This window comes from Psychroserpens damuponensis (genome assembly GCF_000826655.1).
GTDB classification, from domain to species: Bacteria; Bacteroidota; Bacteroidia; order Flavobacteriales; family Flavobacteriaceae; genus Psychroserpens; species Psychroserpens damuponensis.
Genome location: NZ_JXJO01000023.1, coordinates 137,401 through 159,541 on the forward strand (window position 1 = coordinate 137,401; position 22,141 = coordinate 159,541).

15 protein-coding genes and 1 tRNA gene are annotated in these 22,141 nt (G+C 34.2%); 1 reads left to right on the top strand and 15 read right to left on the bottom strand.

Annotated elements, in window-relative coordinates:
- Nucleotides 1-10: 10 nt before the first annotated feature.
- Nucleotides 11-1,312 (bottom strand): membrane protein, encoded by a 1,302-nt coding sequence (locus TD29_RS14210; RefSeq protein ID WP_040281482.1) that lies wholly within the window; start codon nt 1,310-1,312, stop codon nt 11-13.
- Nucleotides 1,312-2,040, bottom strand: coding sequence for a type III pantothenate kinase (locus TD29_RS14215; RefSeq protein ID WP_040281483.1), 729 nt, complete (start codon nt 2,038-2,040; stop codon nt 1,312-1,314). The genes TD29_RS14210 and TD29_RS14215 overlap by 1 nt, the downstream gene beginning before the upstream one ends.
- A gap of 191 nt (nt 2,041-2,231) precedes the next feature.
- Between TD29_RS14215 and TD29_RS14220 the strand changes: the two genes are divergently transcribed.
- Nucleotides 2,232-2,307: transfer RNA gene (locus TD29_RS14220), tRNA-Phe, on the top strand.
- A gap of 183 nt (nt 2,308-2,490) precedes the next feature.
- Here TD29_RS14220 and TD29_RS14225 read toward each other — a convergent pair.
- From TD29_RS14225 to TD29_RS14285, 13 genes are all read right to left on the bottom strand, one after another.
- Entirely contained in the window at nt 2,491-2,970 is a 480-nt protein-coding gene (locus TD29_RS14225) for a heavy-metal-associated domain-containing protein (protein WP_052467125.1), read from the bottom strand.
- 21 nt (nt 2,971-2,991) lie between these two features.
- On the bottom strand, nt 2,992-4,770 hold the full coding sequence (locus tag TD29_RS14230; protein WP_040281484.1) for an efflux RND transporter periplasmic adaptor subunit: 1,779 nt from the start codon (nt 4,768-4,770) through the stop codon (nt 2,992-2,994).
- Nucleotides 4,760-5,242 carry a DUF305 domain-containing protein gene (locus TD29_RS14235; protein ID WP_040281486.1) on the bottom strand — a complete coding sequence of 161 codons (483 nt, stop codon included), beginning with the start codon at nt 5,240-5,242 and terminating at the stop codon, nt 4,760-4,762. The genes TD29_RS14230 and TD29_RS14235 overlap by 11 nt, the downstream gene beginning before the upstream one ends.
- 18 nt (nt 5,243-5,260) lie before the next feature.
- Entirely contained in the window at nt 5,261-7,762 is a 2,502-nt protein-coding gene (locus TD29_RS14240; RefSeq protein ID WP_040281488.1) for a heavy metal translocating P-type ATPase, read from the bottom strand.
- A 3-nt stretch (nt 7,763-7,765) separates the two neighbouring features.
- On the bottom strand, nt 7,766-8,983 hold the full coding sequence (locus TD29_RS14245) for a TolC family protein (RefSeq protein ID WP_040281490.1): 1,218 nt from the start codon (nt 8,981-8,983) through the stop codon (nt 7,766-7,768).
- Nucleotides 8,980-12,687: an efflux RND transporter permease subunit gene (locus tag TD29_RS14250; RefSeq protein WP_040281491.1), complete on the bottom strand. Its 3,708-nt coding sequence runs from the start codon at nt 12,685-12,687 to the stop codon at nt 8,980-8,982. Before TD29_RS14250 ends, TD29_RS14245 begins: the two co-directional genes overlap by 4 nt.
- 109 nt (nt 12,688-12,796) lie before the next feature.
- Nucleotides 12,797-13,222 carry an HYC_CC_PP family protein gene (locus TD29_RS14255; protein WP_241485282.1) on the bottom strand — a complete coding sequence of 142 codons (426 nt, stop codon included), beginning with the start codon at nt 13,220-13,222 and terminating at the stop codon, nt 12,797-12,799.
- Between the two features lie 72 nt (nt 13,223-13,294).
- Complete coding sequence (locus TD29_RS14260) at nt 13,295-15,244, bottom strand: heavy metal translocating P-type ATPase (RefSeq protein ID WP_040281493.1); 1,950 nt, start codon at nt 15,242-15,244, stop codon at nt 13,295-13,297.
- Entirely contained in the window at nt 15,241-15,603 is a 363-nt protein-coding gene (locus TD29_RS14265) for a DUF3703 domain-containing protein (protein WP_040281542.1), read from the bottom strand. The genes TD29_RS14260 and TD29_RS14265 overlap by 4 nt, the downstream gene beginning before the upstream one ends.
- Nucleotides 15,604-15,659: 56 nt before the next feature.
- Entirely contained in the window at nt 15,660-16,073 is a 414-nt protein-coding gene (locus TD29_RS14270) for a Fur family transcriptional regulator (protein ID WP_013622780.1), read from the bottom strand.
- 2 nt (nt 16,074-16,075) lie between these two features.
- Entirely contained in the window at nt 16,076-17,281 is a 1,206-nt protein-coding gene (locus TD29_RS14275) for an efflux RND transporter periplasmic adaptor subunit (protein ID WP_040281496.1), read from the bottom strand.
- Nucleotides 17,282-17,285: 4 nt separating this feature from the next.
- Nucleotides 17,286-21,620, bottom strand: a complete 4,335-nt coding sequence (locus TD29_RS14280) for a CusA/CzcA family heavy metal efflux RND transporter (RefSeq protein WP_040281498.1) — start codon at nt 21,618-21,620, stop codon at nt 17,286-17,288.
- Nucleotides 21,621-21,741: 121 nt separating this feature from the next.
- Nucleotides 21,742-22,137, bottom strand: coding sequence for a hypothetical protein (locus TD29_RS14285; protein WP_241485283.1), 396 nt, complete (start codon nt 22,135-22,137; stop codon nt 21,742-21,744).
- Nucleotides 22,138-22,141: the final 4 nt, after the last annotated feature.

Here is a 22,141-nt window from a genome sequence, read left to right on the forward strand (position 1 = left end):
GTAATTTATGTTAGTTATATTTTCTTTTTTCAAACCATCTATCATTTAACGATAAACTGATTTGTAGTCTAAAAAAGTTTTCTTGAATAAGGTTTTGATTGGTTGTACCACGTTTTCCGAATTCAACTCCAAGGTTTGCATTAGAAAATACATTCCCGACTGGTAACCCTACTCCAAAAGACATGCCAAACTCATTTATAGTCTCATCATTAATCTCTAAACCTGTATTCTCAAATCGAACACCAGCCCTATAGGTTACTCGTTTCCAGTAACTTCCAAAAGAATTATAATTTGGTATATAAAAACCACCAAATGATAAATTTGATGCGTTTACAAAATTAGTATTTTCTATTGAAACAATTGGATTTGAAAAATCACTTGTATTTTGGGTTGTATATTCTGCACCAATAAACCAAGCTCTAGGTTTCCCTATACCTGCCCCAAATGAGAATCTAGATGGCAGTGTAAGTTCTGTCTCATCCAAGTTTTGAGCTTCTAAATTACCTTCAACCTCATTAATTACAAATTCTTGGCCTGTTTGAGAACTTATAACGATGGTAGAAAAAGATCTTTCATTTAAAGATGATAAATCACTCTTTGGAGAATAAGTAAGTCCTGCTTGAAGCTCTAACTTATCATTAATCATCGTTTTATAGGTTAAACCAATATTAAAGTTAAGACCACTTAAATCTGAACGATTATTCTCTCTTGTTTGATATTGCACTAACTCACCTTCATCATAAACAAACTCAATAGCACTGTTTTGGATATTTCCGAAGTTATAGTTCATATCAACTCCAAGACTTAACTTATCTGTGATTTTGTAACCTAAGCCAAAAAAAGCTCTATTAACTCCACCATCACCACTATACCTATTAGTAATAACATCGTCATTAGTATCTTCTAGTTTGTACCCTACAGAAGTATAAGGCACTAATCCTATTCCAAATCCAAATTTACCCACAGGCATTGACAATGCTAGATAATCAAAAGTCGTTGAACTTACTTCAGCCTCACCAGAATTAGCTTCCAAATTTGTACTGTTGTGACTTGCTCCAATTGAAAATTTAACTGGTCTGTTTTCATTGTTCCATATTGTAAGATCTGGACCAACATAAGCTGCAGGATTTCTTAAATTTACATGAATACTATCGGTATAGATACTTAAACCACCCATACTTCTATTTTCAACCGTTCCCTTAAATTTTAAACTTCCAATTCCGTAGAAAGAATATGGAGATGCGGTACCTTCTTGACCATACGATTGTATCGCAAAGAAAGTGACTAAAACTATTACAAGTTTCTTTATCATTATTGTGAGTTATATTCTAAAATAAAATTCAAACCCTCTAAAAGAAAATTTGAATTGGCAAATATGCCATTTTTTAATTGGTTTGACAAGAAATTGGTATCACCTCCTGTTAAAATAATTGTTAAATCTGAATATTTTTTAATATATTCATCAATCACACCATCAATTTCTTTTAACACCCCAATCACTACACCCGAGTGTATGGAGTTTTGCGTGGAGTTCCCTAAAATACTATCAGGTAATTGTGTATCTAATAACGGTAAATTAGCAGTTAAATTATTAAGGGTTCTATATCTTAAACGTATTCCAGGGGAAATAGCACCACCTAAATATTCATTATTGGTATTTACAAAGTCATAAGTTATACAAGTCCCTGCGTCAATTATTAAGACGTTACTATCTGGAAACTGCTCAACCGAAGCACATACGAGACCTATACGATCTACACCAAGTGTTTTAGGTGTTTCATATAAATTTACAAATGGTAGATCGAGATCATGTGAGAGTAATACAACTTTAACCTTATCCTCAAGTGTACTAACATGCTTATCCTCTAATATTCCTACGGAAGACATTATAGCTTTATCAATCTTTGGATATATTTTTAATACACCTAATGCTAATTCATTAAAATCATTGATTTCACCTACAAGCTTCTCTTTTAGTACATCTTCACTAAAAACAGCAAACTTCACAAATGTATTTCCTACATCAACAATTAAATTCATAGAATGTCTTAAAAATGCTAAACTACAAAACCAAGTCTCAAGTTATAATAGTAATTAACCAAATTATAACATTTTTTTAAGTTTAAACCTATGATTTAAAGCTCTTAAAAAATAATTAATTATTTTTTTGAATTTTATTTTTGTGAATTATAAAAATGGGTATATATTTGCACTCGCATTTTTATGCTACTGGTGCCTTAGCTCAGTTGGTAGAGCAAAGGACTGAAAATCCTTGTGTCCCTGGTTCGATTCCTGGAGGCACCACCATCAAAAAGTCTTAAACGTTTAGAAATAAATGATTTAGGACTTTTTTGGTTTTAGAAAGGGACAACAAAAGGGACAAAGTAATTACCTTATATAACTTAAATCATATTTGGATAAGTCAACCAAATAAAAATAGAACTCTAAAATAGAGTCCTACTATTATCTTTTTTATTAATGATCATGATCTTAATGGTCATCACTTTCTTCTTCACCAGATTGATTCATCATCATTTCGTGGTCGTATTTACAACAACCTGGTAAACCATCATATGCTTCTTCATCACCTGCTACTTTTTCGGTATCATAGCCTGAAGCTGCGATTGCTTTATGGATTGCCATTGCATCGGTTTTTGTATCATTAAAAGACACATCAATCTTCTTCTTATCGACATCCCAATTAGCACTTGCTACACCTTCTACACCATTTGCTGCTTTTTCAATGGTATTTTTACACATTCCGCAATTTCCTCTTACACCAAAAGACAGGTCTGTCATTGCTATATCTTTAGAGATTTCAGTAGTTGTGGTTTCTGTTTCTTTTTTGGTTTCGTTTTTACAACTTGTTAAACCTAATGCTGCTATTACAGCTACACTTAAAATTACTTTTTTACTCACGTTGATTACATTTTTGTTTTTGTGTTCGTGATTTTTCTTTGAAAAATTCATTGTTTAAAAATTTAATTGTTATTATTCTATTACTTGTTTTACTTCTCCACAGGTTAGCATTGCTTCACCAAAATATGGGTTGATTACTTTTTCTTCTTTGCTCAACCAATATGCACCATTATTGTTATCTGCCATTGGACAAAATTCCACATAAACCTTTTCATTGACACCAAATAGTTGTACAGCATTGATTAGATGTGATGATAAATGTTTAAAATGGTCTCTTTGTGATTCTATATCGGATGTTTCAGAAATTAAGGTTGCAGAAGATTTTATTTCGCCTTCTAATGACATCCAATTGTTATGCGCCTTATTATCTGACAACAATTTCATATCTACTTTGTTCAATTTATTTAATAAAGTTGTTGCGTTTGCTGAAGTACTTTTTGAATCTTCTTTTACTAAAGCATCTTTTAAATTGATATACGCATTGAAAACAGCTTTTAACTGCTCTTGAAATTTCGCTGATACTTTCAAACGCTCATTCATATTAGTGTGGTCACTTTCTTTGTTAGATGCATTGTTATCTATACCTAAATGACCTTCGTGTCCAGTCATTACTTTACCACCATCTTTATTCATCATAGACTTTTTCCCTTGTAATTGTGCTGCTGCATCAACCGTAAATGTACCGTTAGTCACTATTTCATTTCCAGCAAATACACCTTCTACAACTTCATATTCATTACCAATTTGATTGCCTAATTTAATTTCACGCATTTCAAAAATAGGTTGGTCTGGATTTGTTTTAAGGTACACCACAGAACGTTCACCTGTCCATAACACAGAAGATGAAGGAATTGTTAATAGGTCATCATTATTAGCTGTACTGCCTTCAATATTTGCGGTTACAAACATTCCTGGTTTAAATACATCGTCCTTATTGCTTAAAACAACACGTAAGGTTACAGTTCTTGTTTTCGTGTTTAAAACTGGGTCAATGAAATCTACTTTACCTTTAAACTCTTTATTAGGATAAGCATTGGTTGTTATCATCACTTCCTGTCCTTTTTTAAAGCGGTCAATCTGATTTTCATACACATCAAAATTTCCCCAAACCGTGTTTAGATTAGCAATTTTAAGTAAGGGTTGTCCTTGTTTAATGTAATCGCCTTGCTCTACCAATTTTTCTGTAACAGTACCCGAAACGGTTGCATAAACAGGAAAGTTTTCTTTTACTTTCCCTGTTTCTTCAATCTGATTGATTTGATTTTCAGAGAGCTTCCATAATTTCAATTTATTACGGACTGCTTTGTATAAAGCAGGTTGTGATTCTTTTAAAGATGCTGCTGTAATTAACTCTTGTTGTGCTGCATAGAGTTCTGGTGAATAAATGGTTGCCAATAATTGACCTTTACGAACTTCTTCACCTGTAAAACTCACATTCAAGCGTTCAATTCTACCTGAAAAGTAACTGACTTGTACTGCATTAGCCTCTTCGTTTTCAGCAATTTTACCAGATAATTTGATAGTATTGCCTTCAACATTGCCTTTACCAACAATAGATGTTTGAATATTAGCTAAAGCCATTGCGTTTTCAGTCAATTTGAATTGGTCTGCTAATAAACCATCACTTCCACCATCAGCAGGAATTAAATCCATACCACAAATAGGACAATCGCCTGATTCTGGTTGCATAATTTGTGGATGCATAGAACACGTCCACATTTGATTGGTTTCTGAAATGGCATCGTGATTATGTTCTGTATCTTTTTTTGATGAACCACCAAAAAGCAACCAACCCAATAACACACCTACTACGAGTATGCCAATATATATGACTATTTTATTATTTTTCATTCTCTAATCGTTTTATCATTGCTTTCATTTCTCCTATTTCTTTACGTTGTGCTTTTATAATATCTTCTGCTAATTTCTTAACTTCTGGGTCTTGAATATCTGCTCTTTCACTTGTTAAAATAGCGATAGAATGATGTGGTATCATTGCTTTCATCCAAAGGATATCACCAATAATTGGTGCTTGTGTTCTTACCAACCCTAATGCACCTACAAACAGAATAAAACTACCTGCGAGTATGGCGATATTCTTCTTTTTATCATTATACATTTTTCGCATAAAAAACCACATTATTACTGCCATTGTTGAAATTCCTAAACACGTCATATAGAATCGTGTTAAACTAAACCATACGTGGTCTATGGAATAGGTGTTTAAATACATTGTGATGTACATTGCTACAAATGAGCAAGCCAACATTATAAAGAAGGTTTTGTAATTTCCTTTGTTTGAGTGTTCTTTTGGATTTTTCATAATTATTTGATTTTATAGTTATACTTTAATTGTTCTTAATCGTAGTGCGTTACCTATTACCGAAACCGAACTAAAACTCATTGCTAAAGCTGCTATCATTGGCGAGAGTAGTATTCCGAAGAATGGAAACAACACACCTGCTGCAATAGGTACACCTAAAGTGTTGTAGATAAGTGCAAAAAATAGGTTTTGCTTAATGTTCTTCATTACAGCATTACTCAAGTTTTTTGCTTTTACAATACCGTGTAAATCGCCTTTTACTAAAGTTATCATAGCACTTTCTATCGCTACATCTGTTCCTGTTCCCATTGCAATACCTACATCACTTTTTGCCAATGCTGGTGCATCATTAATTCCATCACCTGCCATAGCAACTACTTTTCCATTTTTTTGTAGTTTCTCTACTTCTTTGAGTTTGTCTTCTGGTAGCATACTGGCTTTAAAATCTGCAAGATTTAGTTCTGATGCTACTGCTTGTGCTGTATCGTGATTATCACCTGTTAGCATTATTACATCTATCCCTTTATCTTGAAGTGCCTTAATCGCTTTAGCACTTGTTTCTTTTATCTTATCGCCTATAACTACATATCCAACTACGGTTTTATCTATTGACAAATAAGAAACTGTTTTACCCTGTTTTTGGTAAGATTTAGCTTCGTCTTTCATTTTAGAGATAATATCTGCTTTGGCATATTCCATCATTTTAGGATTACCTAATGCTACTTTTTTATCTTTTATGGTCGCTTCAACACCTTTTCCTGTGACTGCACTAAAATCTTCGGACTTTAAAATTTCTGCGTTGTGTTCTTTGCCATATTTAACTGTCGCTTCTGCTAAAGGATGTTCGCTATTGGTATTTAGTGAAACGATGTATTGTAACACTTCTTTTTCGCTTAAAGCATCATTAAAAGCACCAACGGTTTCAACTGTTGGTTTTCCTTCGGTAATTGTTCCTGTCTTGTCAACGATAAGCGTATTTACCTTATCCATTTTTTCAAGAGCTTCAGCATTTTTAATCAATACACCATTTTGAGCACCTTTACCCACACCAACCATTACAGACATTGGCGTTGCCAAACCTAAAGCACAAGGACAAGCAATGATTAGAACTGCAATTGCATTGACCAACGCATACACATAAGCAGGTTCTGGACCCCAAATTGACCATATAATAAAAGTGATAATAGAAATAAGAACTACAACTGGCACAAAATAACCTGAAACTTTATCTGCTAAATTTTGAATAGGTGCGCGACTTCTACTGGCATCATTAACCATATGAATGATTTGCGATAATAGCGTGTCACTTCCTACCTTTTCGGCTTTCATTAAAAAGGATTGATTACCATTAATTGTTCCGCTACTTACTTTATCATTTTCAGCCTTGTTTACTGGAATAGGTTCACCTGTAATCATAGATTCGTCAATGGTTGTTTCGCCTTCAGTTATCACACCATCAACAGGAATTTTATCTCCTGGTTTTACTTTGAGAATATCGTTTAGTTCTATCTCGTCAATACTGACTTCAATTTCTTCATCATTAACTATTTTTATGGCTTTATTCGGTGCTAACTTTAGTAACTCTTTTACTGCCGAATTGGTTTTACTATGCGCACGAGCTTCTAACAATTGACCTAAAAGCACTAACGTTAGAATAACTGTTGCTGCTTCAAAATAGACGTGAACTGCGCCTGATTCAGTTTTAAATTGTTCAGGAAATACATCTGGAAACAACATCCCAAATACACTAAATAACCAAGCCACACCTGCACCGATTCCAATGAGTGTAAACATATTGAGATTCCACGTTTTAATGCTTTTGTAAGCACGTTCAAAGAACATCCAAGTGGCATAAAACACTACTGGAATGGATAAAACAAACTGAATCCAGTTCCAATTTTTCTGTTCCATTATATTATACAATGGATTGTTATTAAGCATTTCGCTCATAGCAATTAAGAAAATGGGTAATGTGAATACAGATGCTATCCAAAATTTCTTTAATAGCTTCTTATACGTTTTTTCTTCTGCTGAACTATCTGCTTCCATTGGTACTAAATCCATTCCACAAATAGGACACGAACCTGCTTCATCTTTTACAATTTCTGGATGCATAGGACACGTCCATTGTTCCTTTGAAGTTGCTGATAGATTTTGTTCTTCCACCAAATCCATTCCGCAAACCGGACAATCGCCTGGTTCATCATACGTTTTATCGCCTTCGCAATGCATAGGACAATAAAATGTGCCTGTGCCTTTTCCATTGGGTTGCTCTTCCTTTTTATCTTTTGAATGTTGATGCTGTTCACCTTGTTTATGAATACTGTATCTATCACCATCCTTTTTTAAGGCTTCTTGAAAAGTTTCTATGGGAATATGCGATTCCATTTCGATGGTAGCTTCTGCCTTATCTAAATCGACTGTTGCTTTTGAAACGCCTACTACTTTATAGAGTGTTTCCTCAACGTGACTGCGACAACCGTTGCAGGTCATTCCGTGTATGTGATATGTGTGTTTCATTGTTTACTGAATTAAATAATTTATGATTGTACTTTGTACATAGTAGGTCTTCACAGATTCTATTTGGTTCATTTGAAACTTTAGCTGTAATTCTTGAATATCTAAAACATCATTAAAATCAATCGTTCCTGTTTCATAGCTTTTGATTAAAATATCTTCTGCATCTTTGGCTTGCTGTAGGTTTTTGGTTTGGGTAGCATAACTAATTCTTGCAGAAATGCGTTCGTTATACGCTTTGTCTAAAAGCGTTTCCAATGCATTTAAACGTTCCTGTTTTTGAGCAGTAATTTCCTGCTGTTGTAACTCATTTTGTTTGGTTTGGGATTTGTATTTCTTATTGAAAATTGGGATAGAAACCGAAACTATTGGCATTACAATATCCTTTCCGTTATCACTGAAATCCATATTTGGTCTTTCAGCGACATTGATATAGTCTAATCCAAAACCAATCATTGGACTGCTTTCTTTTTGATTCAATAATTCTGATTGCTCTATGGATTGATAGAGTTTATCATATTTCAACAATTCGGGATGTAATGCTAAATTTTCAGTAGTGATTTCAAAATCTTCTGAAGGTATCATTAGACTATCTACCACTTTGACCTCAAAATCATTTTCTCGATTCAATAGATTATTGAAGTTAGTTTGTTCTGCTAAAAATTGTTGACTTAAAACATCTTTTAATTGTTGCATTTCGTTTTGACGCATCTGTAATCGTAATACATCTACTGCGGATGCTTTACCAACCTCAACAGAAGTTAATGCCAACGTTTCGTAAGTTTCTAATAGTTTGATGTTTTCAGTTAAAACCTCTTGCTTTGCTTTGTTGGCGTAGAGATTATAATAGGATTGTGATACCGAAGCCATCAACTTTCGCTTTGCGATAACAATGTCCTCGTATTTAGCATCTGCCAATGAACTTACATAGTTTTCTCTCGATGTAATGGTTCCGAACCACGGTAACATTTGTTTAGCAGATACTTTAAAGCGTTGTGCTCCTGTTCTGGTTTCCGGCTCACTTACAAAAAAACCAACACCAAATTCGGTATTAGGAATGGTGTTGACCTCGTTTACCTTTTCGGAAGCTCTTTTGTATTGTAACTCAAACTTTTGAATTTCTGGATTGTTTGATTCTGCTTCTTGAATGTAGGATTGAAGCTCTTGTGCTTTCGCGAAAGCGGAAACAAACAAAATGCTGATTATTATAATTATATTTTTCATTTTGATGTTCTTTTAAGTTGAACTTCTGCTTTCCAGCTGTACAATACTGGTACAACAAACAAAGTGATTAAGGCTATAAGCATTCCACCAAAACTTGGGATTGCCATAGGTATCATTATATCGCTTCCTCGACCTGTAGAGGTTAATATTGGTAATAATGCTAAAATAGTAGTAGCAGTAGTCATTAAACAGGGTCTAATTCGTTTTTCTCCTGCTTCTACTATGGATGCTCTAATTTCTTTTTTATTCTCTGGTGTGTTTCTATCAAAAGTTTGGGTTAAATAAGTTGCCATTACTACACCATCATCGGTTGCAATTCCGAAGAGTGCAATAAACCCAACCCAAACAGCTACACTTAAATTGATTGGATGCATCTGGAATAAATCACGCAGGTTTTCACCAAAGAAATTGAAGTTTAAAAACCATCCTTGACCATACAACCAAATCATAATAAAACCACCTGCAAATGCTACTGCAATTCCCGTAAATACCATTAATGATGTGCTTACAGAACGGAATTGAAAATACAGGATCAAGAAAATAATGGCCAATGCTAAAGGCACTACAACCGATAAGGTTTTTTCTGCTCTTAATTGATTTTCATACGTTCCTGTGAATGCATAGTTGATTCCTTTTGGTACAATTAACGCACCAGAATCTATCTTTTCTTGGATTAGTACTTGTGCATTTTCAACAACGCTTACTTCTGCAAAACCATCCATTTTATCAAATAACACATAGCCAACTAAAAAGGTATCTTCACTTTTAATTACTTGCGGACCTTGCTCGTATCTTATAGTTGCCAATTCGCTTAATGGCACAGGACTTCCTTTTTCAACTGGCACATAAATCTGTTGTAAGTCTGTTGGGTTTGCTCGTAATTCTCTTGGGTATCGTACTCGTACACCATATCGCTCACGACCTTCTACCGTTTGGGTTAAGACCATACCACCAACTGCTACTTTTAATACATCTTGAACATCTTGTATCGAAATGCCATAACGTGCAATTTTCTCTCTATCAATATCAATTAACAAATAGGGTTTACCAACAATTCGGTCTGCAAAAACAGCTTCTTTTTTAACACCTTCAGCTTGTTTCAAAATACCCTCTAACTGCACACCAAACGCTTCAATTTGTTTTAAATCTTGACCTTTCACCTTGATACCCATAGGCGCTCGCATTCCTGTTTGAAGCATTACCAATCTGGTTTCAATAGGTTGTAGCTTTGGTGCAGAGGTCACACCAGGCAATTTGGTGACTCTTACAATTTCATTCCAAATATCGTCTGGTGATTGTATTTCTGGTCGCCAATTACGATAGTACTCGCCATTATTATCTTTTATTAATTGAGACCTTGAAACAGTATTGAAAGTTGTGTTTTCAGTATTATTTGGGTTCGATATAAAACGACCATCTTTTAATTCAAACAAGCCATCCTCATTTACTTTGTAGCGTTGTCGTTCTCGGTTTTCATTCAGTATATATTCTGGTTTGTACTGAATGATATTTTCATACATTGATAGTGGTGCTGGGTCTAAAGCTGATTCTGTTCTACCTGCTTTTCCAACTACGGTTTCAATCTCTGGAATACTGGCTACTGCCATATCCAATTGTTGTAAAACCCTTTTATTTTCTTCCACGCCAGAATGAGGCATTGAAGTTGGCATCAACAGAAAAGAGCCTTCATTTAATGATGGCATAAACTCTTTTCCTGTATTCTTCATAATGAAAAAACCAGCAATTACAATTGCTGTTGGAACAGACAAAAAGAGCAACTTATTATCTAAACACCATCTTAAAATGCGTGTGTAGTATTTTATGAATAATGAGAAAACACCTAATAAACCAAAGCAAATAATACTAACGAAAATGAGATTCCAAAAAATGCTTTTATCAACGCCTAATGGTCTCCAGTATTCTGCTAACAAGAATACAATAGCTGATACCGAAATAATGATATTGATAAGATTCGCTTGCTTGTCTGTTATCTTATTTTGAAGATTGAGAAGTGCTGTAATTCCAAACGCTATCAAAATCAACCCTAACCAATATCCATAGACTATGGCTACGATTCCCAATGCTATTAAAACGCCATTTAAAACATATTTAAAAGTGTTATTAATGTTTTTCTTTCTGAATAAAAATGCAGCAAACGGTGGAATTAAAAACAACGCTACTATTATAGAAGCTGTTAATGCAAAAGTTTTTGTGAATGCTAATGGTCTGAATAGTTTTCCTTCCGCTCCAATCATTGTAAATACAGGAATGAAACTGATAATCGTTGTCATAACTGCGGTTACGATTGCGCCTGAAACTTCGGCTGTAGCATTGTAAACTACCGTATTAATGGATTGAGTTCCATCATCTTCATCTAAATGCCGAATGATATTTTCTGATAGTATGACACCAACATCTACCATTGTACCAATAGCAATCGCAATACCCGATAAGGCAACTATATTGGCATCTACACCAAAGAGTTTCATTGCAATAAATACCATTAAAACTGCAACAGGTAATAGTCCAGAAATTAGTACGGAAGCTCGAAGATTAAACACCATTATGATTATAACCAAAATGGTAATCAATATTTCAAGAGTTAAGGCTTCATTGAGTGTACCTAAAGTTTCTTGTATCAGTTCTGTTCTGTCATAAAAAGGTACTATGGTAACTTGTGAGGTTCTACCATCCGCTAATACTTTTGAAGGTAATCCAGCACTTAATTCATTAATTTTTTCCTTTACGTTATTAATAACTTCCATTGGGTTTGCTCCATAACGAGCTACCACAACTGCACCAACAACCTCTGCACCTTCTTTATCTAATAAACCACGTCTTGTTGCAGGACCTAATGAAACTTTACCAATATCCTTTATTTTAATAGAAGTGTAATCTTCTGAAGTGACTACTGCATTTTCAATGTCTGAAATGGATTTCACATAACCCAAACCACGAACTAAATATTCGGCTTGGTTAATTTCCAATGTTTGTGCACCAATGTCTTTATTGCTTTCCTTAACTGCTTTTACAACTTGGTTTAAACCAATGTCGTATTGACGCATCAATTCTGGATTCACATCGACTTGGTATTCCTGCACATAACCACCAATAGATGCAACTTCAGATACACCACTTGCAGAGGACAGCGCATACTTTACATAGTAATCCTGAATACTGCGTAACTCTTGCAAATCCCAACCACCAGTTACATTTCCGTTGTCGTCACGACCTTCAAGCGTGTACCAAAATATTTGTCCTAATCCCGTAGCATCGGGACCCAAAGCAGGATTAACACCTTCGGGCAATAAACCACTTGGTAAGGAATTGAGTTTTTCGAGAATACGACTTCTACTCCAGTAAAATTCGATGTCTTCTTCAAAAATGATATAGATACTTGAAAAGCCGAACATAGAAGAACTACGAATGGTTTTTACTCCAGGAATCCCTAACAAGGATGTGGTTAATGGATATGTAATTTGGTCTTCTATATCTTGTGGCGAACGACCATCCCACTTTGTAAATACAATTTGTTGGTTTTCTCCAATATCTGGAATGGCATCTACCGCTACGGGGTTGCTTGGTAAGAAACCAGTATCCCAATTAAAAGGTGCATTAACAGTTCCCCATCCTACGAAAAGGACAAGCATTAATACCGCAACGAGTTTGTTTTCTATTAGAAATTTTATGCTTTTATTTAGCATTGGCTTTGATAATTAAACAATTAGACATTGGTGTTTGGAAAACACCGAATACAGCAAATTATCCTTACGACATTGGAGTCATAGGATAAAAAAGTCTATTGTTTAAAAATCAAATTAAGTATGTTTCGTCAATCTTGTAGAGTTGCCTTATGACGAGTGGCGGTTTATATTCTTCGTAAGTAGAAACGTTATTTTCTAAACCTTCAAAAAGGTTAATGTAAGTATAAACAAATGAAGCTATAAATACTTGTTGCTCAAACGTGATTTTGTCAACTTGCAATTGTAATTCGTCTTGACCTTCAATTGCTAATTGTTCATTATCACAACAATTTTTCTTGGTAATAGAACACCCTTCGGTTGAAGGCTTTTCCATTTCCATTCCGCACCCTTTTGCTTTATGGAATATGGCAGTTTCCACTAAAGTATCTCCGCAATAATGCATATTCACAGTAAATGACATTGTAGAGCATAACACTACAAAAGCCATTGCTAAAGACATTGCTAAAGACATTATTTTATGGGAAAATTGCTTCATATCTATTTGCAAAGGTATAAAAATTTAATATATGTTAATTTTGTTTAACAGAAGTTTAATTGACTAATCTGCTTAATACCAACTCATTCGTTGTAATCTAACTGCATTCAATATTGCTAACAATGCTACACCTACATCTGCAAAAACTGCTTCCCACATTGTGGCTAAACCACCTGCTCCTAAAATCAAAACAATAACTTTAACACCAAAAGCTAAAATTATATTTTGCCAAACGATTTTTCGTGTAGAACGACTTATTTTAATAGCTCTCACTACTTTTGAAGGTTGGTCTGTTTGAATGATAACATCTGCTGTTTCAATAGCTACATCGCTCCCTAAACCACCCATTGCAATACCAACGTTACTTGCTGCTAAAACTGGTGCGTCATTAATACCATCACCTATAAAAGCTACTTTGTTTTCAGGATTTTTCTTTAAAATTTCAACTTCGCTTAATTTATCTTCTGGTAATAATCCACCTTTAGCATTTTTAATATTCAACTCTTTAGCGACTTGTTGCGTAATGGAATCTTTATCACCGGAAAGCATCATAATATTTTTAATGCCTACTTTATGTAAATTAGTAATTGTTTCTTTTGCATCTTCCTTTAATTCATCTGCTATGACTACATAACCTGCAAATTGATTATCGATTGCTACCAACACTATCGATTCTACAATAGATTCCGTTTCCGTTGGAACATTAATATTATTCGCAGTCATTAAGGCTTTATTACCTACTAAAACTGTTTTACCATTTACAATGCCTTTTAAACCTTTACCTGCAACTTCAGAAACGTCTTGTGCTTCAAAATCCTCACCTTCAGCTTTGTACTCTAAAATGGCTTTAGCAATTGGATGCGTGGATTGTTCTTCCATCGCCATTAAGTATTGCATAAATTCGGTTTCATTCCAACCAATTGCTTTTACTTCTTTGATTTTAAAAACACCTTTGGTAACGGTTCCTGTTTTGTCCATTACCAAAGTATTTATCTTGGTCATTGCATCTAAAAATGAAGCACCTTTAAATAAGATTCCATTTTTTGAAGCTGCTCCCAATCCACCGAAATATCCTAATGGAATTGAAATCACTAACGCACAAGGACAAGATATTACCAAGAAAATTAATGCTCTGTATAACCAATCTCTAAACACATAATCATCTACAAAAAAGTAAGGTATAAAAGTAACACCAATAGCTAAAAACACTACAATTGGTGTGTAGATACGAGCAAACTGTCTGATGAATAATTCTGTTTTAGATTTACGTGCTGTTGCATTTTGAACCAAGTCTAATATTCTCGCAATAGAACTGTCTTCAAACTTATTGGTTACCTCAACTTCAATAACGCTTTCCAAATTAATACTACCTGCGTAAACCTTTGCTTCTTTTTGAATGGAATCTGGTTTGCTTTCACCTGTTAACGCAGCTGTATTTAAAGATGCTTTTTCGGATAATAAAATGCCATCCAATGGAATTTTTTCACCTACACGAATTTGAATTTTCTCTCCAATATTGACAACTTCAGGCGAAACACTTTTATAATCACCCTCACGAAATACATTGGCTTCTTTAGGTCTAACATCTAATAATGCTTTTATATTTCCTTTTGCACGATTTACAGCAGCACTTTGAAATAATTCGCCTACTGCATAAAATAGCATTACTGCAACACCTTCGGGATATTCCCCAATAACAAATGCACCAATGGTTGCTATAGACATTAAAAAGAACTCTGTAAAAACATCGCCTTTTTTAATACTATTCCAACCCTCTTTTACAACAGGTAGTCCTACAGGAAGATATGCAATACCATACCAAGCAATACGAATCCAATCCTTAAAGAATGAAACATCAAAATAATCTAAACCTATTCCAATGATAAGCATTGTAAAACTTATGATTGCAGGTACGTAGGTTTTGAATGCACTTCCATTACCGTGATTATGACCATCATTATGCGTGTGTTGCACTTCTGAATTTGGTTTTAAATCTCTTAAATTGACTTTCTTTTTTTTCATTTAATATCTAATAATTTTTCAATGTCATTGGGAATAGGCATTCGTTTTAATGGTGGCACGTTTGCTCCACCAGTATTACCAAGTGGAACGTGATTTATAAATGATTTCCAGCCACCCACAAGCAACCTAATTATTTGACCTATTACTTCTTTCGTATCTTTTTGTCTAAATCCAAACTTTAGCATAAGCCAATGTAAATAGGTATGTTCTATAGGATAAGATTGTCCTATTATATGACTACGTTCTAAATGATACCAAGCATTACCAAACTGCTTATTTTCTAAACAGAAACTGTATTGTTTTAATTCTTGGTTATACGCCTGTTTTAGATGTTTAGGTATTTTAGTATTAAACTTCATATCCTCTAATTTTGGATAAATGTACTTTAATAGTAAGTGCAATGGAAGTGCAATAATTAGACACTACACTTATCGCAAATACCTTTTACCACCAAATTTACATTCTCTGACACAAAACCATCTGGCACTTTTATTTGAGGTATTTTATGTTCTGTTAAGCAAATGGTTTCATTGCAATTATTACAATGGAAATGTAAGTGCAAATCGGTTTCAATTTCACAATTACATCCCTTTTCACATAATGCATATTTTGTAATCCCTGTACCATCGTCTATTTGATGCACAATAGCCTTTTCTTCAAAGGTTTTAATAGTTCTGTATAAAGTGGTTCTGTCTGCTTTTGAGAAAGCATTTTCAATATCACTTAAAGTAACAGCGACCTCTTTTTCTGCAAGAAACTTATATATAAGCAAACGCATTGCTGTAACACGAATATTTTTTGACTCTAATACTTGTTCTATTGTTTCCATAATTAATGTGCGTGTTCTGCTTCTCCTTTTTTCATTTCTGCGTTAAGATAATAAGCATTGTTATAAGCAAATTTTGTATTACTTTCTATGTTTTCAGTAAATTGAACCGATACCCAATCACCATCTTTAGTGCCTAACACAACTTCGATAGGTTTAAAGCTCCAATCGTCATTTTCTTTTTCTACTGAAAACACATAATATCTTTCGCCTTCTTTTATAATTGCACTTTCTGGTAAAGCTTTTGTTTGGGTATTATCTACTTGAATTTTACCTTGAATATACATACCAGGAATTAAGTTACCTTTTTTGTTTTCTATTTCTGCGTGAACGTGGACTGCTTTTGGGTTGTCCTCAAAGGTTTTGCTTACGGAATAGATTTCTGCGGTAAGTTCTGTATCTGGAATGGATTGTACTGTAAAGTTTACTTTTTGACCTTTCTGTACTTTATAAACATCTTTTTCAAACACCATTAAATCTGCGTGAACGTGATGTGTGTTTACGATATCAAATAGTTCGGTTTGTGGCTCTACATACTGACCTGTTTTTACTTCAACTTTTTGTACAAAACCCTCTATTGGACTTCGCAAGGCAATGCGTTGTGCAATTGTGCCATTACGAACAGAAGAGGTATTGACATTTAATATTTTTAATTGTGCTTGCATACCATTTACCATTGCTTTTGATGCTTCATATTCTGCTTCTGCCTTTTGAAAATTAGCACCAGAGCCAACACCTGCTTCATATAATTTTTGTTGACGTTCGTAATTCTTTTTCAAAAAATTACTATTACTATAAGCATTTAAATAATCGGTTTGCGCTTGTATAATATTTGGGTGCGATAGATAAGCCACTACTTGACCTTTATTTACTTTATCACCTTCAATCACTTCAATTGAAACGACATTTGCACCAACAACAGTAGTAATAGCTGCTTCGTTTTGTGGTGGTACTTCTAGAGTTCCGTTTGCTTCAACATAACCGCTCATATTACGTAATGCCAACGTATCTATTTTCATTTTTAAAGCATCGAATTGCTGTTGTGAAAGCATTACTTCTTCGCTTTCATTATGTGCTTCATTAACTTCTGTTTTTTCTTCCTCATCGTGGGAATGACCATCATTTTCGTTATGATTTTCTTTATTTCCGCAAGCTGAAACAAAAATTGCTAACACCATTACGGTAAGGATTTTATATATTTTATTTTTCATTGTCTTATTGATTAAAATATTGTAATTGAAATGTGCTTTCTAAATAGTTTACTAATGCAGTCTGTGCTTCAAGTTCCGATTGAATGGCCTCTTTTATCAACTGCGTAAATGCAGTATAATCAATTTCGCCTTCTCTATATGCCAGTAATGCACCTGTTTTTTGCTCTTTTGTTAATGGTAAAACTTGGTCTTTGTAAAACTCCCAAGATGTTTTCCATTTCATATAATTTTCTTTAGCCTGAGCAAACCTTGATTGTACTTCCTGTTTTTTGAACGCTACATTGGTTTCGGCTATGTCTTTATCAATGCTGGCACTTCTAATCTGTGCTTTGTTAGTACCTGATAAAAACGGAATTGAAATTCCTGCTTGATAGGTGTAAAATCCTGAATTGCCATTTACTTTTTGTAAACCACCTTGAAGATTGAACTTTGGCAAATTATCTGCTTTTGCAGCTTTATATTTAGCTTCCGCTTCATCTACAATGTTCTGCGACATACTGTACAATGGATGACTTTCAATACTGAATGTTTCCATATCACTATCTATCGCTACCTCAAATTCATCTGAAACTGTAAAAATTTCTTCTGATACCAACCACAAATTGAATTGCTGTAAGGCAATAAGATAATTACTATAGGCTTGCGCTTTTTTATTCTGAATTTGAAACGCTTGATTTTTTGCTGCCGAATATTCTAATTTAGAAATAGCTTCGACTTCATAATTTAAAGCTACTGCTTGCTCGAATTTGGAATAAATGGAATCCAATTCCTTATACAAATCATAGTTTTGTTTCATTTGATAGCAATTAGACCAAGCTTTTTTAACTTCCAATTCTAATTCCAACTCGGAAAGTTGAAAGGCTTTTTGCGCCAATTGAATGCGTTGTTCTTGTAGCTTCTTTTTAGAACCTATACCAAATACATCAATATTAGATTGACCTATACCAATGGTTGTATAAATGCCATTACCACTATTAATTTCTTCTCCACCAGTAAAAATTTGAGTAGTACCAAAATCATAAGCAGTCGCTTTTAATTGCTCTTGTTTCGTGATTTCCAATTGCTTTTGTTTGAGCAATGGATAATTACTTTTTGCGAGTTTAACAGCTTCTTGTAATGAAATTTCGGGAATTGTTACAATCAACTCTTGTGCATTACTTTGTGGTGAAAAGCCAAATAGTAATAATACCATAGCAGTCGCTGTTACTAACTTTTTGTTTGGTTTAAACATAAATGATTTGTTTTCTACCCAATGGTATAAAATTGGTAGCACAAATAGTGTTAGCAAAGTTGAAGTTAATAATCCACCAATAACAACAGTTGCCAAAGGACGTTGTACTTCTGCACCTGCTGATGATGAAATTGCCATAGGTAAGAAGCCTAATACATCTGTAAAAGCAGTTAGCATAATAGGTCTGATTCTTCGTTTTGTACCTTCAACTATTCTATCCTTTAGATTGGTTACACCTTCTTCTTTTAATTCGTTGAGTCCGCTTATCATTACCAAACCATTTAAAACTGCAACACCAAACAGCACAATAAAACCAACACCTGCCGAAATACTAAATGGCATTTCACGTAACCACAACGCCACAACACCACCAATAGTTGCCATTGGAATTGCTATGTAAATCATTAAGGTCTGTGGTAAAGATTTTAATGCAAAATATATTAGTATAAATATGAGTAACAATGCAATAGGCACGACGGTTTGTAATCGGTTGCTGGCACGTTCTAAATTTTCAAATGCACCACCATAACGAATAAAATAACCTGATGGTAATTCTAATTGTGCATCTAATTTTGATTTAATTTCAGTTACTAACGATTTTACATCACGTCCTCTAACATTAACACCTACATAGGTTCTTCTGTTGGTATTGTCTCTACTTATTTGCATTGGTCCTGCTTTGTAGCTTACATCTGCAATTTCACGCAAAGGAATTTGAGCACCTGAAGGTAAATTGATATACAGGTTTTGAACATCTGAAATATCCTTACGGTTTTGATCACTTAATCGTACTACTAAATCGAAGCGTTTTTCACCTTCAAAAATCACACCTGCTGTACCACCTGCAAATGCAGATTGTACGGTTTGATTAAGCGTATTTATTTGAAGTCCATATTGCGCCAATTTATTCCTGTTGTAATTGATTGTCATTTGTGGCAAACCTGTTGTGGCTTCCGCTTTCATATCGCCAATACCTTCAGTACCTGCGATAATTTTAGATATTTCTTCGGCTTTTTGAGATAGAATGTCAATATCTTCACCATAAAGTTTTATGGCAATATCTTCACGAACACCTTCTAATAACTCGTTAAAACGCATTTCAATAGGTTGTGTAAACTCATAATTAACACCAGGAACCATTTCAACTGCTTCTTTCATTGCTTCAATCAATTCATCTTTTGATTCTATTGTAGTCCATTCACTTTTAGGTTTCAGGATTACAAAAACATCGGCAATATCCATAGGCATCGGGTCGGTTGGAATTTCGGCAACACCAATACGACTCACAATTTTATCGACTTCTGGAAATTTTGCTTTTACTATTTGTTCTATTTTGGTAGTAGTTTCAATAGTTTCTGTAAGTGAACTACCTGGTTTTAAAATAGCGTGAAATGCAATATCGCCTTCATCGAGTTGCGGAATGAACTCGCCACCCATTCTTGAAAACATAAAAACGGTTATTCCGAACAACACAACTGCAATACCAATTACCCATTTCCCTTTTCGCAAGGCTCTAACCAATAAGGGTTGGTATTTGTCTTCAACCCAATGTACAAATCTATCTCCATAGGATTTATTATCATTTTTTGGTGCTCTTAATATTAGAGCTGACATCATAGGCACATAGGTTAAACAAAGTACCATTGCACCAATCATAGCGAAAATAAAGGTCAACGCCATTGGTTTAAACATCTTTCCTTCAATACCTTGTAAAGCTAAAATGGGTAGAAAAACGATAAGGATAATCAACTGACCGAAAAACGCAGCGTTCATCATCTTTTTTGAAGCATTAGACGCCACTTTATCTCGTTCTTTGGATGTAAGCTGCTTCTTTTTTAGGACTTGTGATGCAATGAGAAATACTGTACTTTCAACTATTATTACCGCTCCATCAACTATAATTCCGAAATCTATTGCTCCTAAACTCATTAGGTTTACCCAAACATCAAAAACATTCATTAAAATAAAAGCGAATAATAAGGATAATGGTATAGTTGAAGCAACGATTAAACCACCTCGCCAATTACCCAATAAGAAAATGAGCACAAAAATTACTATCAATGCACCTTCAATAAGATTTGTGGTTACAGTAGAAGTTGTTTCGCCAATTAATTTACTTCGGTCTAATAATGGCTCAATAATTACACCTTCAGGTAATGACTTTTCAATTTGAGCCATTCGCTCTTTTACATTGGCAATAACATCATTGGAATTTGCACCTTTTAGCATCATCACCAATCCACCTACAACTTCACCTTCACCATCTTGGGTTAATGCACCGTAACGTATGGCAGAACCAAATTGTACCGTAGCAATATCGCCAATAGTGATAGGAATATTATTGATATTCTTAACCGTAATTTTTTTAATGTCTTCTAAACTCCGTACCAAGCCTTCTCCACGAATAAAATTAGCCTGATGGTTTTTTTCAATATAAGCACCTCCTGTATTTTGATTATTAGCTTCAAGTGCATTAAACACATCTGTAATGGTCAACCCAATTGCGTTTAAATCGTTTGGGTCAACCGCTACTTCGTATTGTTTTATTTTTCCACCTATGGCGTTAACCTCAACTACACCTTCTACCATTGCCATTTGACGTTGTACAATCCAATCTTGCATTGAGCGTAAATCTGCAATGTCGTATTTGTCTTTATACTCTGGTGCTACTTTTAAGGTGTATTGGTAAATTTCCCCTAATCCTGTTGAAATAGGTCCCATAGTAGGTTCTCCAAAACCAGCTGGAATTTGTTCTTTGACTTCATTTAGTTTTTCAGCTACTAATTGGCGAGGTAGATACGTACCCATATCATCGTCAAATACAATGGTAACCACCGATAAACCAAAACGAGAGATTGACCTAATTTCCTGTACATCTGGCAGGTTGCTCATTGCCACCTCAATAGGATAAGTAACAATTTGCTCAATATCTTCAGTACCTAAATTGGGGGATTGTGTTATAACCTGTACTTGGTTATTGGTAATATCTGGAACAGCATCTATTGGCACTTTGGTCATACTCCAAATACCTGTTCCGATTATGGTAAGCGTAAGCAAACCAATAATGAATTTGTTATTGATTGAAAAATCAATGATTTTATTAATCATAGAAAATGTATTAATTCAGTTAAACTATTCGAAATAATTCTGATATAAGAAATAGAATTACACGAAATGAAAAGAACCCTTTAGGCTCAAAATTGGATATAATTATCCATTAAAAACTGAATTATACTTTAGGTGGTTGAAAAAGTGATTCCAAATATCTGGAAGTGAAGTTTGCTTTATGTAAATTATATTGTTTTTTCTCTTCAAACTTTAGTCGATTGTTTAATGCCAAATTATTTTTCGCAATAATTAACACTAAAGGGTGACAACATTGATTATGGGAATGGACTGGTGTATTCTCCTTGTCAGGGTTATGATGTTGCTCTTCATTTTTAGCATCGCTGTCAATGTAATCTTCAACTACATATTCAAAGAAAGAGTCTCCATAAACTTTATGCTCTTGATAATGGGTAATTACATTTGAAATTTCTTTAATTGGACCACAAAAGTCCATATCTATGCTTATCCCTTGAAAAAAGAATAAAATAGACATTGATATGGAAACAAATATTTTCATATAA

Coding starts and splice junctions, on each gene's coding strand:
- TD29_RS14235 (WP_040281486.1), bottom strand. CDS start 5,242: ATGAAAAATCCAAAAGAACACTCAAACAAAGGAAATTACAAAACCTTC.
- TD29_RS14280 (WP_040281498.1), bottom strand. CDS start 21,620: ATGATTAATAAAATCATTGATTTTTCAATCAATAACAAATTCATTATT.
- TD29_RS14285 (WP_241485283.1), bottom strand. CDS start 22,137: ATGAAAATATTTGTTTCCATATCAATGTCTATTTTATTCTTTTTTCAA.
- TD29_RS14270 (WP_013622780.1), bottom strand. CDS start 16,073: ATGGAAACAATAGAACAAGTATTAGAGTCAAAAAATATTCGTGTTACA.
- TD29_RS14265 (WP_040281542.1), bottom strand. CDS start 15,603: ATGAAGTTTAATACTAAAATACCTAAACATCTAAAACAGGCGTATAAC.
- TD29_RS14225 (WP_052467125.1), bottom strand. CDS start 2,970: ATGAATTTTTCAAAGAAAAATCACGAACACAAAAACAAAAATGTAATC.
- TD29_RS14230 (WP_040281484.1), bottom strand. CDS start 4,770: ATGAAAAATAATAAAATAGTCATATATATTGGCATACTCGTAGTAGGT.
- TD29_RS14245 (WP_040281490.1), bottom strand. CDS start 8,983: ATGAAAAATATAATTATAATAATCAGCATTTTGTTTGTTTCCGCTTTC.
- TD29_RS14210 (WP_040281482.1), bottom strand. CDS start 1,312: ATGATAAAGAAACTTGTAATAGTTTTAGTCACTTTCTTTGCGATACAA.
- TD29_RS14255 (WP_241485282.1), bottom strand. CDS start 13,222: ATGAAGCAATTTTCCCATAAAATAATGTCTTTAGCAATGTCTTTAGCA.
- TD29_RS14240 (WP_040281488.1), bottom strand. CDS start 7,762: ATGAAACACACATATCACATACACGGAATGACCTGCAACGGTTGTCGC.
- TD29_RS14275 (WP_040281496.1), bottom strand. CDS start 17,281: ATGAAAAATAAAATATATAAAATCCTTACCGTAATGGTGTTAGCAATT.
- TD29_RS14250 (WP_040281491.1), bottom strand. CDS start 12,687: ATGCTAAATAAAAGCATAAAATTTCTAATAGAAAACAAACTCGTTGCG.
- TD29_RS14260 (WP_040281493.1), bottom strand. CDS start 15,244: ATGAAAAAAAAGAAAGTCAATTTAAGAGATTTAAAACCAAATTCAGAA.
- TD29_RS14215 (WP_040281483.1), bottom strand. CDS start 2,040: ATGAATTTAATTGTTGATGTAGGAAATACATTTGTGAAGTTTGCTGTT.